Here is a 268-nt window from a genome sequence, read left to right on the forward strand (position 1 = left end):
CTTCTTCGCTTTTTGGTGCATCATCCTTCGCTGGGATTTTAGAAAGAGTACCCGTTATTGTATGCGATGTTGCATCACCTTTCAGCTTAATTTCTGTGATAAAATCGTCAATTCCATCACTTTTCTTTTTAAAATAAACCTGCTCAATCTCAAACCCTTCTGGAAATTGCTTAAACAAATCAAACAGATTCTCTGTTGGATAGACACGACTAACTTCAGATACTTTGTTCTCAATCCATTCTCGACTATTCTTATTTTCTCCACATCC

General features: G+C 36.6%; 1 pseudogene. It reads right to left on the reverse strand.

The features are described 5' to 3' along the window. Positions 1-268 (reverse strand): annotated as a pseudogene (locus HMPREF2853_RS02715) (hypothetical protein); the annotation flags it as partial.

This window comes from Streptococcus sp. HMSC077F03, assembly GCF_001812375.1.
Lineage (GTDB): Bacteria > Bacillota > Bacilli > Lactobacillales > Streptococcaceae > Streptococcus > Streptococcus oralis_S.